A 13,438-nucleotide genomic window follows, 5' to 3' on the forward strand; every position below is an offset into this window, starting at 1 on the left:
TTAAACTTCGACAGGGGTGTCGGGGTGGTTGCCCCATTCGCCCCAGGATCCGGCGTAGGCTTTGACCCGAGGGTAGCCCAGATGCTTGGCCACCAGGTAGGTAAAGCCGGATCGGTGGTGGGTCTGGCAGTGGGTGACCACTTCCTTGTCTTTGCTGATGCCCAGCTGCTCGAGGATCTCGGGCATGTCCTTGCGGATGCGCTGGTGATCGTTCAGGTCCATGCCGGCGGTCCATTCGAAATTGACTGCGCCGGGAATGTGCCCGCCCTTGGCTGCGAGAACTTTCTCGCCGCGGTATTCGGCCGGGCTGCGCGCGTCCCAGATCACCAGGTCGGCAGCGTTGAGGCGGCTTTGCAGGTATTCGCGGGTGGCCGTAGGCTCTTCGTGCAGGGTCAGGTTGACCGTGCCGCTGGCAGCGTCGGGTACTTCAGTGTTGAGGTTGCTCGCTGGCCACGCGTGGACACCGCCGTTGAGGTAGTGGTAACGGGAGTGACCGATTACATCCAGCAACCAGATGAAACGCCCGGCCCAGCCGCCGCCCTCGTCGTCATAGACCACATAGACCGCATTGGCGTTATGGCCGAGCTCGGCGAAGAGTTTTTCCAGGTCGGCCTTGGCCGGCAACAGGCCCGGCGCAGGAGGCTGGCCTAGCTGGGTGCGCTTGAAGTCGACGAAGCGCGCCCCCGGAATATGCCCGCTGGCATAGCGGTTGGGGCTGGTTAGGTCGACCAGGATCAACTCTGGCGCATCCAGGCGGGTTAGCAGGTCTGCCGGCTCGATAACCAGGGGCAGGCCAGAAAAGTCAGTCATCCAGAGTCTCCAGGGCGGAACAGAGGGGGCGATTGTAGCGCATGGCTCAGGCGCTGCGGTTGCTGAAGGCGGTCAGGGCCCGCTCGATGCATTGCGCGGTTTTGCCGAAGGCTTGCACGCTGACGTCCGCCAACGGCTTGCCGCCCTGGTCGGCGACCAGCAGCATCACCACCCGGCCATTGCTCGACAGCGAGCGCAGCAGCACGTGTTCGCTGCGAAACAGGGCGCGCAGGCTGGGCGGCAGCAGGGCTGAGAACTGCGCGTGGTTTTCCGGGGTCAGGCGCAGTTGCGCCGTTTTGCTCAGCAACCGTTGCAGCAGTTTGCTTTGTTCAATCGGCAGCACCAGGCTGGCGGCTTCCGCCGGCAGGCCGGCAATCTGGTGGACGCGCAGCTGGCTCAGGGTCTTGTCGGTCATCAGCAGCATCACCCGCTGCATGCCGCAGGCGACCAGCGCGTCGCGAGCCAACGTCGTCAGGTGGATAGCATTGCTGAACGGGCTGGGCTCGGTCAGCAGCTCCCCGCAGAGTTTGCGCCAGGTGCCCAGGGCCTGGGCCGAAGGCGTTGGCGGGGCGATCTGGCCCTGATGCAGGCGTTGCTGGTGCCATGGCCAGAGCAGCGCCTCGGCCGGGTGGAACAGGCCAGGGCAGGCGTGATGACGGGCGCTGATTGCCGCTTGTTGGTGCACCAGTTGCTGGACATCATCCAGCGGCGTTTGCAGGTAAAGGCTGGTGAGCAGTTGCCAGCGCTGCACATGGGCATTGGTCCAGCCAACCTGCGAGGCCAGGGCCAGGCCGTTGGCCAGCAGCACGGTATTGGCCGGCTGGTTGAACCAGCGGCGCAGGCTTGGTTGATCGTCCAGGCGCTGCTGCTGGTGCAGGCTGTCCTGGTCACGGGCGATGAGGATCGCCTGGGCCAGTAGCCGGCGCTCCTCCTGAAGTAAATGGTAACCGCGCGTTACCCAGTCCGGCAGGCGCCAGTGTTCGGCCAGGGCCTTGCACAGGCTCATGACCCGCACGCCGAACAGCTCTTGTTCCACCCGCAGTGCCGATTCGCCTTTGTGCACCACACGCAGCTCCCACTCATCGAGAAGCTTGGGGTGAGTCAGCGCCAGGGGCCACAGCGGTGACAGAAACAGCAGGCTGCCCCAATGGATTTCCTGCCACAGCCGCGCCAGGCGGCTGGCGAACAGGCCGTTGGCCTGCTGGCTGGCGTGCTGGCTGACCAGCTGCAGCTGACGCAGGGTCGGGGCAATTTCGGCTTCGGGCAGCGCCGGCAGGCGCTCCAGCAGTTCTGCGGTACGCGCCAGCCCCAGGCGGTTGAGGGCGATCTCCAGGCTCTCGGCCGGTTCGCCCAGGCCGGTATTGCTGTGGTGGTTGGCCTCGCGCATGACGCTGAGCACCAGTGCCGGGCTGTCCTGCATCAGTTCGGCGATGTCGCGCAACGAGCGGCGGCTGTCGCCAATGGCGGCTTTGACCCGTTCGTAGCTGGCCAGCGGAACCGGCAGGCGCACGCTATCGAGGAGCTTGACCCAGGCATCGAGTGTTTTTGGTGTTTGACTTGGCACGATGGTTTCAATAGGCATGCTGGAGGTAGGCCGAACTGGCTTTTCGCCTTGACTGACTATAGTCTGGCGCAGTTCTGCCGATAAGTAGAAGAAGAGTTTTTTTAACTTCCGCTCACGACCCTGACCACGACAGTAAGTGCTTTCTATCTATGGCTAAAATTATCGGCATCATCGTCGTATTCGCGAGTGTGCTCGGCGGATATGTACTTTCCCACGGCAAGATTGCGGCCCTGATCCAGCCTTTCGAAGTGCTGATCATCGGTGGTGCTGCTTTCGGTGCGTTCCTCCAGGCCAACCCTGGTTACATGACCATGCATGTAATCAAGAAGTCGCTGAAGATGTTCGGCACGCGCTTTACCCACACCTTCTATATCGAGGTGCTGGGCCTGGTCTACGAGATTCTCAACAAATCCCGTCGCGAAGGCATGATGGCGATCGAAGCCGATATCGAAGACGCCGCTGCCAGCCCGATTTTCGCCAAGTACCCGGCGGTACTGGGTGACGAACGCATGACCGCGTTCATCTGTGACTACCTGCGCATCATGTCCACCGGCAACATGGCCCCGCACGAGCTCGAGGGCCTGTTCGACATGGAACTGCTGAGCATGAAGGAAGAGCTCGAGCACCCGTCCCACGCCGTTACCGGCATCGCCGACGGCATGCCCGGCTTCGGTATCGTTGCCGCGGTACTGGGTATCGTAGTGACCATGGCCTCGCTGGGCGATGGCGACCAGAAGTCGATTGGCCTGCACGTCGGTGCGGCGTTGGTCGGTACCTTCTTCGGTATTCTCGCCGCCTACGGCTTCTTCGGCCCGCTGGCCACTTCCCTGCGCCATGACGCCAAGGAAGAGCTGAACGTCTACGAGGCGATCAAGGCCTCGCTGGTGGCTTCGGCCTCGGGCATGCCGCCATCGCTGGCCGTGGAATTCGGGCGCAAGGTGCTGTTCCCGGCCCACCGCCCGAGCTTCGCCGAGCTGGAACAAGCAGTTCGCGGTCGCTAAGCCATGGAGAACAATCAGCCCATTATCGTCAAGCGCATCAAGCGCTTTGGCGACGGCCACCACGGTGGCGCCTGGAAGATTGCCTTCGCCGACTTCGCTACGGCGATGATGGCGTTCTTCCTGGTGCTGTGGCTGCTGTCGACGGCCACACCGGAACAGAAGATCGCCATTGCCGGCTACTTCAAGGACCCGATCGGCTTTTCCGAAAGCGGCACGCCGTACATCATCGACCTGGGCGGTTCGCCCCAGCTCGCCCCGGAAAAAACCATCAACCCGGAAGAAAAGTCCGAGCCAACGCCTGAGTCCAGCATCCCGATCGACCAGAATACGGTCGAGAACATGGCCGAGCAGGTTGAGCGCGAGCGCCTCGAGTTGCTCCTGCAGGAGCTGCAGAACAAGGTTGAAGAGAACCCGCAACTGCAGAAGTTCAAGGACCAGATCCTCTTTGAGATCACCCAGGACGGGCTGCGCATCCAGATCATGGATGCCGAGAACCGGCCAATGTTCGACCTTGGCAGCGCGCGCCTGCAGCCGTACTTCGAGGACATCCTGCTGGCCATGGCCGACACCATCAAGGCGGTGCCGAACAAGATCAGCATCAGTGGCCATACCGATGCCAAGCCATACGCCGGCACCGGCGACTTCGGCAACTGGGAACTGTCGGCCAACCGCGCCAATGCCGCACGCCGCGCGCTGGTCGCCGGTGGCTACCCGGATACCCAGGTGGCGCGGGTGGTCGGCTATGCCTCGTCGTCGCTGTTCGACCGGCAAAACCCGCTCAACCCGGTCAACCGTCGGATCGACATCATCGTCCTGACCAAGAAGGCCCAGCGCACCATCGAAGGCGAGCAGACCCAGCCTGCCGCCCCCGAAGCCGGCCAGCCAGGCGCCGCGACGCAGGCTCCAGGGGCGACCCCGGAGCCAGCCCCGGCGGCCGAGCCCGAGCCGATGCAGCCACGGGAGTTGCGCCAGAAGCTGAACATCTTCGAAGACGGTGTATTGAAGATGGACGAAAACAAGCAGTAAGCCTGCTAGCTGAAAAAAACGCCCGTGCGCAGCGATGCCCACGGGCGTTTTGCTTGGCGCTACAGGCTAAAAGCCGCGGCGGATCTTGGCCTTGAGGTCGGCATGGAAGAAGTCGGCGTTGGAGCGGTTGGTGGCATTGGCCTCGCAGGCTTCGCTGTCGATCGAGCGCTTGAAGGTTTGCTCGTCATGGTAGGCGCGTACGTAGAGGTCGATGTGTTCGCGGTTGGTCATGGTTGGCCACTTCTCCAGATACCCCGGCAGCGTGGCCTCGCCGCACTGGTAAAAGGCTACCCGGCGATTGACCAGGGTGGCGGCGCCAAGCTGGAAGGGCACCCACCAGGCCTCGGCGGTTTCCGGTGCGAGCACGGCAATCAGGTGGGTGCACTGGCTGATGTTGCGGCGGATGATTCCGCTGATGTCGTCGGTGGTCTGCTGGGCCTCGCTGTCGAACAGGTCCAGCTGGGTATTGATGCCTTCAAGCTTGAGCCGCTCATTGATGATGAAGGCGTCCAGGCGTTCGCTGTGGCGATAACTGATAAAGACTGGCATCAGAAGTGCCCTCCCACGCTGGAGGGAGTGGCGTTGATGCGTAAAGGCTGAATTGTCATGGTTGATTCCTTTCATACGCAGGGCATGGGGTCGATTCGCTTCATGGCGGCGAATCTTGAAAGGTGACAATCAGCGAAAGTCTTTCGCACAGCAAGGTACGACCAGCAAAGCAGATGCTTCCTGCTTTGCTGGGTAATAAATCCTACGGATGAGTCCTACTTTGAACCGTTTGAGGCCCGTTTCCGGGCCTCAGATGTTTCAGTAAGTGTCTTGCGGCAGGCTGGCGATGATCGAGCGGTAGCTGTTCATCCGTTGCTGTTGCACGCGGCCGTCTTCGAGGGCCTTGAGCAGTGCACAACCCGGCTCGCGGTCGTGTTTGCAGTCGCGAAAGCGGCAGGTGCCGAGCAGGTCGGTGAACTCGATAAAGCCGGCTTCGACATCGGCACGGCTGACGTGGCCCAGGCCAAATTCGCGGATGCCCGGGGAGTCGATAAGCTCGCCACCACCGGGGAAGTGGTAAAGACGGGCGGTGGTGGTGGTGTGAGTACCCTGGCCGGACCATTCCGACAGATCGCCGACGCGGGTCTGAACCTCGGGCAGCAGGCTGTTGACCAGCGACGACTTGCCAACCCCGGACTGACCGACGAACACGCTGATATGGCCGTCAAGCTGGGCCTGCAGTTGCTCCATGCCGTTGCCGTGGTGCGCCGACACTTCCAGCAACGGGTAGCCAAGCTGGCGGTAAACTGCCAGCAATGCATTGAGCGCCGGAGCGTTCTGCTCGTCGATCAGGTCGGCCTTGTTCAGCAGCAGCAAGGGGCGGATGCCGGCATGCTCGGCCGCGACCAGGTAGCGGTCGATCAGGTTGGCATGGGGTTCCGGCGCCGGGGCGAAGACGATCACGATCAGGTCGACGTTGGCCGCTACCGGTTTGAGCTGGCCACGGCTGTCCGGGCGGCACAGCTCGGTATGGCGCGGCATCTGCGCGACAATCACGCCAATGCCCTGGTTGCCGGCGCGCCAGACTACCTTGTCGCCGGTGACCAGCGCCGGCAGGTTGGCCCGCAGGTGGCAACGGAACACCTGGCCGGCAACGTCGCCGTCCTGGGCTTCGACTTCGACCTGCACGCCAAAGTGAGCGATGACCAGGCCCATTTGCTCCGGGCCGAGGTCACCGCCTTCGAGCTCCTTCAGGGTCTGTTGTTCGCGTTTGGCGGCGCGGGCAGCGCGTTCACCCTGGATTTTTTCGATGCGCCAGTTCTGGCGTCGATTGAGCTGGCGTTTGGCCATGAAGGTTCCGTGTTCGGGAGGCAATATTTAACCGCGGGGAGTTTAGCACGCTCCACTAGGCTAAACTGCGCACCTACCGAGGAGCAGAATCATGCAGAACCCACAGAACCTGATCTGGATCGACCTGGAAATGACCGGTCTGGATCCGGATCAAGACGTCATTATCGAAATGGCCACCATCGTCACCGACAGCGACCTCAATACCCTGGCCGAAGGCCCGGTGATCGCCATTCACCACAGTGACGAGGTGCTGGCGCGCATGGACGAGTGGAACACCCGCACCCACGGCGCCTCCGGCCTGACCCAGCGGGTCAAGGACAGCCGCGTCAGCATGGCCGAAGCCGAGGCGCAGACCATCGCCTTCCTGGAACAGTGGGTGCCAAAGGGCAAGTCGCCGATCTGCGGCAACAGCATCTGCCAGGACCGCCGCTTCCTCTATCGCCACATGCGCAGCCTGGAAAACTACTTCCACTACCGCAACCTCGACGTCTCGACCCTCAAGGAGCTGGCAGCACGCTGGGCCCCTGAAGTGCGTGACAGCTTCAAGAAAGGCGGCACCCACCTGGCGCTGGACGATATTCGCGAGTCGATCAACGAACTGCGCCACTATCGCCAGCACTTCATCAAGTTCTGATCGCAACGCCGCCGGCTTGTACAGACAATCCGCGCGGCGCCCCCTTTTGGTGCCTGTGGCAACTGGTTAGACTGCGCGCCCCTTTGCACGGATCTGCGCCATGTTGTTGATGCTCTACCTCATTGCGATCACTGCCGAAGCCATGACTGGCGCGCTGTCTGCCGGGCGCCGCGGCATGGACTGGTTCGGCGTGGTGCTGATCGCCTGCATCACCGCCCTGGGCGGTGGTTCGGTGCGCGACGTGCTGCTGGGGCATTACCCGCTGACCTGGGTCAAGCACCCGGAATACTTGGTGCTGACCAGTTTCGCAGCGCTGATGACGATCTTTATCGCGCCGTTGATGCGCCACTTGCGCTCGCTGTTCCTGGTGCTCGATGCCCTGGGGCTGGTGGCCTTCACCCTGATCGGCTGCATGACCGCGCTGGAAATGGGCCAGGGCATGCTGGTGGCATCGATCAGTGGGGTGATTACCGGGGTGTTCGGCGGGATCCTCCGGGATATCTTCTGTAACGATATTCCGCTGATCTTCCGTCGGGAGCTGTATGCCAGTGTGTCGTTCGCCGCGGCCTGGTTTTACCTGGGCTGCGTGTACTTCAATGTGCCAGGCGAGCAGGCGATTCTGCTGACCCTGTTCGGCGGCTTCCTGCTACGCCTGCTGGCGATTCGCTTCCACTGGGAAATGCCCAAGTTTCATTACAACGACGAGCATTGAAGGCTTAAGCGGCAAGTGGCAAGCCACAAGCTGCAAGTCGAGGCGATCAGCTTGACGCTTGTGGCTTGGCGCTTGCCGCTGCTTTCATGGCGTGCTGCGCCAGCGCCCACTGCACATGCTCACGCACCAGCTCCGACGGAAAATCCTGCCGCGCCTTGAGCGCCTCCAGTATCTGGATGGTCGACGGCGCATTGCCAAGCCCCACCGCCAGGTTGCGCAACCAGCGCTCATAGCCGGCACGGCGCAGCGGCGAGCCTTCAGTGCTGTCGAGGAAGGTCTGTTCATCCCACATGAACAGCTCGGCAAGCCCGGCGCTGTCGAGGTTGTGCCGGGGCTTGAAGTCGTTTTCACCGCTCGGTCGGGCGAAGCGGTTCCATGGGCAGACGATCTGGCAGTCATCGCAGCCAAATACCCGATTGCCGATCAACGGTCGCAGATCTTCCGGGATCGCGCTTTTCAGTTCGATGGTCAGGTAGGAGATACAGCGCCGGGCATCCAGCACATAGGGGCCGACAAAGGCCTGGGTCGGGCAGATGTCCAGGCAGGCGCTGCAGCGGCCGCAGTGTTCGCTGGCCTGCGGCGGGTCGACCGGCAGCGGCATGTCGACAAACAGCTCGGCAAGAAAGAAGTAACTGCCGGCCTTGCGGTTGAGCAGCAGGGTGTTCTTGCCGATCCAGCCCAGGCCAGCCTGCTCGGCAATGGCCTTTTCCAGCACCGGGGCGCTGTCGACAAAGGCCCTGAAGCCGAACGGGCCGATATCCTTCTGGATGCGCTCGGCCAGGTGCTGCACGCGTTTGCGCACCAGCTTGTGGTAGTCGCGGCCCAGGGCGTAGCGGGAGATGTAGGCTTTTTCTGGTTGCGCCAGTTGCTGGGCCATGCGCGTATCGCCCGGCAGGTAGTCCATGCGCAGCGACACCACGCGCAAGGTGCCGGGCACCAGCTCATCGGGGTGCGAGCGCTTGCTGCCGTGGGCGCCCATGTAATCCATTTCGCCGTGGTAGCCCGCCTCGAGCCAGCGTTCCAGATGTTTTTCATGCTCGCCCAGGTCCACCCCGGTGATGCCGACATGGGCAAAACCGAGCTCTCGGCCCCAATCCTTGATCGATTGGGCCAGCGCAGGTAGATCGGGGGCAGAAGCAGACATGGGAATAAGGCAATACGGACTCAGGTGCGTATAATTCTGCCAGACATCAGAGCCTTTGACCCATGCCTCAGACCAAACACCCCGCAAACGAGCCCCATCGGCTCACCAGCGTCACCCTTGCGCCCTTGGCGCCACGTTCTGCTGACGCCCATAAGGGCGACTTCGGCCATGTGCTGGTGGTGGGTGGTGATCGCGGCACTGGCGGCGCGGTGCTGCTCAGCGCCGAAGCGGCGTTGCGCTGCGGCGCCGGCCTGGTATCGCTGGTCAGCCGGCCTGAGCATGTGCCTGCGGCCATGGCCCGCCTGCCCGAGGTGATGAGCCTGGGCGTGCATTCGGCCAACCAGCTGATGGCGCCGATCGAGCGGGCCTCGGTGCTGGTGGCAGGTCCAGGCCTGGGCCAGGCGGCCTGGGGGCGCAGCCTGTTGTCGGCGGTGGCCAGCAGCCCACTGCCTCAAGTGTGGGACGCCGATGCCCTCAACCTGCTGGCGCGCCAACCCTTGCCGCTGCCCAAGGGCAGCATCATTACCCCGCACCCGGGCGAGGCTGCGCGCCTGCTCGGTGTATCGACCGAAGCGGTACAGGCCGACCGGCCCGGGGCGGCGCGCAAACTCGCACGCAAATACGCGGTCGTATGCGTGCTCAAAGGCGCCGGCACCCTGGTCGCCGATCCGGCCGGGCAGTTGGCGCTGTGCTCGCGTGGTCATCCGGCCATGGCCGGCGCCGGTCTGGGCGATGTGCTCAGCGGCGTGCTCGGTGCTTTGCTGGCCCAGGGCATGTCGGCCTGGGACGCGGCCTGCCTGGGCGTCTGGCTGCATGCCTGCGCCGGCGAGCGCCTAGGCGCGCAGGGCCGTGGCCTGGCCGCCAGCGACATGGTCCCGGCAATTCGTCAGTTATTGGAGGAACATTCAGCGTGTCTGGCATAACCCTGTTTTTGGCCGATGAAGAGGCCATGGTGAATTTGGGCAAGCGTATTGCCGAAGTGACCAAAGGCCACGGTGTGATTTTTCTTGAAGGGGATCTGGGGGCCGGCAAGACCACCCTGTCGCGGGGCATTATTCGCGGCCTTGGGCACCAAGGTGCGGTAAAAAGTCCTACCTTTACTGTGGTTGAACCGTACGAGATTGGTGATGTTCGTGCCTTCCACTTCGACCTTTATCGCCTGGTCGATCCGGAGGAGCTGGAATTCATGGGCATCCGCGATTATTTCGAAGGTGACGCCTTGTGCCTGTTCGAGTGGCCGCAAAAAGGGGCAGGCATTTTGCCAAAGCCCGACCTGACCATTACCATAAGCCCCCAGGCGGGCGGTCGTTCGCTCAACCTGTCGCCGCAGGGGGCACGTGGCGAAGCCTGGTGTGCCGCTCTGGCCTTGGAATTCAAATAGAAAATGGGGATAGGTATGCGCATTCGCGCACTGGTTTCTGTCGTAGGACTGCTGCTTACGGTAGTGACCGTTAACGCTCTGGCCGTCACGCAAGTCAAAAGTGTGCGTTTATGGCGAGCGCCCGATAACACACGGCTGGTCTTCGACCTCTCGGGCCCTGTGCAGCACAGCGTGTTTACCTTGACCGCCCCGGACCGCCTGGTGATCGACATCAATGGCGCGACCCTGGCTGCGCCGTTGTCGGTGTCCACCTCCAATACCCCGATTACCAGCGTGCGCTCGGCCCAGCGTACGCCGACCGACCTGCGCGTGGTGGTCGACCTGAAAAAGTCGGTGACGCCCAAGAGCTTCACCCTGGCGCCCAATGCCCAGTACGGTAACCGCCTGGTAGTCGACTTGTTCGACCAGGAAGCCGATGCCGCACCGCCACCGCCCACACCGCCGGTGGCAACCACCCCTGCGGTACCGGTCACGCCGGCGCAACCGGCGATCAAGCTGACCCCGGTGCCCAATGGCAAACGTGACATCGTCATCGCCATCGATGCCGGTCACGGCGGTGAAGACCCGGGTGCCTCCGGTTCGCGCGGCCAGCATGAAAAAGACATCGTCCTGGCCATCGCCAAGGAGCTGCAGCGCCAGATCAACACCGAGAAGGGCTTTCGCGCCGAGCTGACCCGTACCGGCGATTACTTCATCCCGCTGCGCAAACGCACCGAGATTGCCCGCAAGAAGGGCGCTGACCTGTTCATCTCGATCCACGCCGACGCCGCGCCGTCCAAGGCCGCGTTCGGTGCCTCGGTGTTCGCCCTGTCCGATCGCGGCGCTACCTCGGAAACCGCACGCTGGCTGGCCGATAGCGAAAACCGCTCCGACTTGATCGGGGGGGCCGGCAACGTCAGCCTCGATGACAAGGACCGCATGCTCGCCGGCGTGCTGCTTGATCTGTCGATGACCGCTTCGTTGAGCTCCAGCCTCAACGTCGGCCAGAAGGTTTTGGGCAACATGGGCCGCATCACCCCGCTGCACAAGCAGCGCGTCGAGCAGGCCGGGTTCATGGTGCTGAAATCGCCGGACATCCCGTCGATCCTGGTGGAAACCGGCTTTATCTCCAACGCCAACGAGGCGGCCAAGCTGGCCACCCCAAGCCACCAGCAGTCGCTGGCGCGTTCGATTCACAGTGGCGTACGCCAGTTCTTCCAGCAGAACCCGCCGCCGGGCACCTATGTGGCCTGGTTGCGTGACAGCGGCAAGATCGCCCAGGGCCCGCGCGAGCATTCGGTGCGCCCGGGCGAGACCCTGGCGATGATCGCCGTGCGTTATCAGGTCAGCGTCGCCAGCCTGCGCAGTGCCAACAGCCTGAAGACCGATGAACTGAAAGTCGGCCAGCACCTGAACATCCCGACCACGGCACTGGCGGCCCAGCAATGAGCAGCAGTGCCCGGATCGAGCTGCTCAGCCCGCGGCTGGCTAACCAGATTGCCGCCGGTGAGGTGGTCGAACGCCCGGCCTCGGTGATCAAGGAACTGCTGGAAAACAGCCTGGACTCCGGCGCCAAGCGCATCGACGTCGAAGTCGAGCAGGGCGGCGTCAAGCTGCTGCGCGTTCGCGACGACGGTGGTGGTATCGCCGCTGACGACCTGCCGCTGGCCCTTGCCCGCCACGCCACCAGCAAGATCCGCGACCTGGAAGACCTTGAGCGGGTCATGAGCCTGGGTTTTCGCGGTGAAGCGCTGGCGTCGATCAGCTCGGTCGCCCGCCTGACCCTGACTTCGCGTACCCGCGACGCCGAACAGGCCTGGCAGGTGGAAACCGAAGGCCGCGACATGGCCCCGCGGGTGCAGCCGGCGGCGCATCCGGTCGGTACCTCGGTGGAAGTGCGTGACCTGTTCTTCAATACCCCGGCACGGCGCAAGTTCCTCAAGACCGAGAAAACCGAATTCGATCACCTGCAGGAAGTGATCCGCCGCCTGGCGCTGGCGCGTTTCGATGTGGGTTTTCACCTGCGCCACAACGGCAAGAGCATCCTCAGCCTGCATGAAGCCCATGACGATACCGCGCGCGCTCGCCGTGTCGCGGCAATCTGCGGCCCGGGTTTCCTCGAGCAGGCACTGCCGATCGAGGTCGAGCGCAACGGCCTGCACCTGTGGGGCTGGGTCGGGTTGCCGACCTTCTCGCGCAGCCAGGCTGATCTGCAGTACTTCTTCGTCAACGGCCGCGCGGTGCGCGACAAGCTGGTCGCCCACGCCGTGCGCCAGGCCTACCGTGATGTGCTGTTCAACGGCCGGCACCCGACTTTCGTGCTGTTTTTCGAGGTCGACCCTACCGGTGTCGACGTCAACGTGCACCCGACCAAGCACGAAGTACGCTTTCGTGACGGGCGCATGGTCCATGACTTTCTGTACGGCACCCTGCACCGCGCCCTCGCCGATGTACGCCCGGAAGACCAACTGGCCGCGCCCGCTGCCAGCAGCGAGATCGTCCGCCCGAGCGGTATTCAGGCCGGTGAATTCGGCCCCCAGGGCGAGATGCGCCTGGCCGCCAATCTGCTGGAGCAGCCGCCCGCTGAACCGGGCCTGCGCCCGTCCGTGGGCAGCAATGGCAGTGGCGCCGGTTATCAATACCAGTACACGCCAAGGCCGACCCAGGCCTTGCCTGCGGCCGAGGCCCAGGGTGTGTACCGGGAATTTTTCGCGCCGCTGGCCGAGGCAGCACCGCCAGCCTTGCCCGAAGGCCAGGGCGACATCCCGCCGCTGGGCTATGCCCTGGCCCAGCTCAAGGGCATCTATATCCTGGCTGAAAACGCCGTCGGCCTGGTGCTGGTGGACATGCATGCCGCCCATGAGCGGATCATGTACGAGCGCCTCAAGGTGGCCATGGCCAGCGAAGGCCTCAGCGGCCAGCCGCTGCTGGTGCCCGAATCCCTGGCCTTGAGCCAGCGCGAAGCCGATTGCGCCGAAGAGCACGCCGAGTGGTTCCAGCGCCTGGGCTTCGAGTTGCAGCGCCTGGGCCCGGAAAGCCTGGCGATCCGGCAGATTCCGGCGCTGCTCAAGCAGGCCGAGGCCAACCGCCTGGTCCAGGACGTACTGGCCGACCTGATGGAGTACGGCACCAGCGACCGCATTCAGGCACACCTGAACGAACTGCTCGGAACCATGGCCTGCCACGGCGCCATCCGCGCCAACCGGCGCCTGGCCATCGCTGAAATGAACGGCCTGCTGCGCGATATGGAAAACACCGAGCGTAGCGGTCAATGTAACCATGGCAGGCCGACCTGGACCCAGATGGGCCTGGACGATCTGGACAAACTGTTCTTGCGCGGTCGATGAC

Annotated in this window: 13 protein-coding genes; 8 read left to right on the forward strand and 5 right to left on the reverse strand. The window is 63.5% G+C overall.

Going from position 1 to position 13,438, the window contains the following annotated elements; all coding sequences use genetic code 11:
- Together ACZ9A3_RS26310 and ACZ9A3_RS26315 are read right to left on the reverse strand one after the other, a co-directional pair.
- Entirely contained in the window at window positions 1-810 is an 810-nt protein-coding gene (locus tag ACZ9A3_RS26310; RefSeq protein ID WP_093376749.1) for a rhodanese-like domain-containing protein, read from the reverse strand.
- A 46-nt stretch (window positions 811-856) separates the two neighbouring features.
- Entirely contained in the window at window positions 857-2,392 is a 1,536-nt protein-coding gene (locus tag ACZ9A3_RS26315) for an HDOD domain-containing protein (RefSeq protein ID WP_093376743.1), read from the reverse strand.
- A gap of 131 nt (window positions 2,393-2,523) precedes the next feature.
- Between ACZ9A3_RS26315 and motA the strand changes: the two genes are divergently transcribed.
- Entirely contained in the window at window positions 2,524-3,375 is an 852-nt protein-coding gene (gene motA, locus ACZ9A3_RS26320) for a flagellar motor stator protein MotA (RefSeq protein WP_038997459.1), read from the forward strand.
- 3 nt (window positions 3,376-3,378) lie between these two features.
- Complete coding sequence (gene motB / locus ACZ9A3_RS26325) at window positions 3,379-4,401, forward strand: flagellar motor protein MotB (protein ID WP_213602628.1); 1,023 nt, start codon at window positions 3,379-3,381, stop codon at window positions 4,399-4,401.
- Between the two features lie 66 nt (window positions 4,402-4,467).
- On the opposite strand, the gene ACZ9A3_RS26330 is transcribed toward motB, so the two are convergent.
- Both ACZ9A3_RS26330 and rsgA read right to left on the reverse strand, forming a co-directional pair.
- Window positions 4,468-4,950, reverse strand: a complete 483-nt coding sequence (locus ACZ9A3_RS26330; protein ID WP_045193744.1) for a TIR domain-containing protein — start codon at window positions 4,948-4,950, stop codon at window positions 4,468-4,470.
- 258 nt (window positions 4,951-5,208) lie between these two features.
- Window positions 5,209-6,240: a small ribosomal subunit biogenesis GTPase RsgA gene (rsgA, locus tag ACZ9A3_RS26335; protein WP_093376733.1), complete on the reverse strand. Its 1,032-nt coding sequence runs from the start codon at window positions 6,238-6,240 to the stop codon at window positions 5,209-5,211.
- Between the two features lie 91 nt (window positions 6,241-6,331).
- On the opposite strand from rsgA, the gene orn reads away from it, so the two are divergent.
- Both orn and ACZ9A3_RS26345 read left to right on the forward strand, forming a co-directional pair.
- A complete protein-coding gene (orn, locus tag ACZ9A3_RS26340; RefSeq protein WP_045193742.1) occupies window positions 6,332-6,874 on the forward strand; it encodes an oligoribonuclease in 543 nt (180 codons plus the stop codon).
- A gap of 100 nt (window positions 6,875-6,974) precedes the next feature.
- Complete coding sequence (locus ACZ9A3_RS26345; RefSeq protein ID WP_038997454.1) at window positions 6,975-7,586, forward strand: trimeric intracellular cation channel family protein; 612 nt, start codon at window positions 6,975-6,977, stop codon at window positions 7,584-7,586.
- Between the two features lie 46 nt (window positions 7,587-7,632).
- On the opposite strand, the gene queG is transcribed toward ACZ9A3_RS26345, so the two are convergent.
- Entirely contained in the window at window positions 7,633-8,730 is a 1,098-nt protein-coding gene (gene queG, locus ACZ9A3_RS26350; RefSeq protein WP_476253277.1) for a tRNA epoxyqueuosine(34) reductase QueG, read from the reverse strand.
- 62 nt (window positions 8,731-8,792) lie between these two features.
- On the opposite strand from queG, the gene ACZ9A3_RS26355 reads away from it, so the two are divergent.
- The 4 genes from ACZ9A3_RS26355 to mutL are packed head-to-tail and all read left to right on the forward strand — an operon-like array spanning window position 8,793 to window position 13,437.
- Entirely contained in the window at window positions 8,793-9,653 is an 861-nt protein-coding gene (locus ACZ9A3_RS26355; RefSeq protein WP_258596116.1) for an NAD(P)H-hydrate dehydratase, read from the forward strand.
- Complete coding sequence (gene tsaE / locus ACZ9A3_RS26360; RefSeq protein WP_045193739.1) at window positions 9,641-10,111, forward strand: tRNA (adenosine(37)-N6)-threonylcarbamoyltransferase complex ATPase subunit type 1 TsaE; 471 nt, start codon at window positions 9,641-9,643, stop codon at window positions 10,109-10,111. The genes ACZ9A3_RS26355 and tsaE overlap by 13 nt, the downstream gene beginning before the upstream one ends.
- 3 nt (window positions 10,112-10,114) lie before the next feature.
- On the forward strand, window positions 10,115-11,539 hold the full coding sequence (locus tag ACZ9A3_RS26365) for an N-acetylmuramoyl-L-alanine amidase (RefSeq protein ID WP_213602626.1): 1,425 nt from the start codon (window positions 10,115-10,117) through the stop codon (window positions 11,537-11,539).
- Entirely contained in the window at window positions 11,536-13,437 is a 1,902-nt protein-coding gene (gene mutL, locus ACZ9A3_RS26370) for a DNA mismatch repair endonuclease MutL (protein WP_045193737.1), read from the forward strand. The genes ACZ9A3_RS26365 and mutL overlap by 4 nt, the downstream gene beginning before the upstream one ends.
- The last annotated feature ends 1 nt before the right edge of the window (window position 13,438 follow it).

This window comes from Pseudomonas sp. TE4620, from assembly GCF_056279045.1.

Excerpts from the sequence above, each read along its gene's own strand:
- ACZ9A3_RS26310 (WP_093376749.1), bottom strand. The coding sequence starts at position 810 with ATGACTGACTTTTCTGGCCTGCCCCTGGTTATCGAGCCGGCAGACCTG.
- ACZ9A3_RS26315 (WP_093376743.1), bottom strand. The coding sequence starts at position 2,392 with ATGCCTATTGAAACCATCGTGCCAAGTCAAACACCAAAAACACTCGAT.
- motA (WP_038997459.1), top strand. The coding sequence starts at position 2,524 with ATGGCTAAAATTATCGGCATCATCGTCGTATTCGCGAGTGTGCTCGGC.
- motB (WP_213602628.1), top strand. The coding sequence starts at position 3,379 with ATGGAGAACAATCAGCCCATTATCGTCAAGCGCATCAAGCGCTTTGGC.
- ACZ9A3_RS26330 (WP_045193744.1), bottom strand. The coding sequence starts at position 4,950 with ATGCCAGTCTTTATCAGTTATCGCCACAGCGAACGCCTGGACGCCTTC.
- rsgA (WP_093376733.1), bottom strand. The coding sequence starts at position 6,240 with ATGGCCAAACGCCAGCTCAATCGACGCCAGAACTGGCGCATCGAAAAA.
- orn (WP_045193742.1), top strand. The coding sequence starts at position 6,332 with ATGCAGAACCCACAGAACCTGATCTGGATCGACCTGGAAATGACCGGT.
- ACZ9A3_RS26345 (WP_038997454.1), top strand. The coding sequence starts at position 6,975 with ATGTTGTTGATGCTCTACCTCATTGCGATCACTGCCGAAGCCATGACT.
- queG (WP_476253277.1), bottom strand. The coding sequence starts at position 8,730 with ATGTCTGCTTCTGCCCCCGATCTACCTGCGCTGGCCCAATCGATCAAG.
- ACZ9A3_RS26355 (WP_258596116.1), top strand. The coding sequence starts at position 8,793 with ATGCCTCAGACCAAACACCCCGCAAACGAGCCCCATCGGCTCACCAGC.
- ACZ9A3_RS26365 (WP_213602626.1), top strand. The coding sequence starts at position 10,115 with ATGGGGATAGGTATGCGCATTCGCGCACTGGTTTCTGTCGTAGGACTG.
- mutL (WP_045193737.1), top strand. The coding sequence starts at position 11,536 with ATGAGCAGCAGTGCCCGGATCGAGCTGCTCAGCCCGCGGCTGGCTAAC.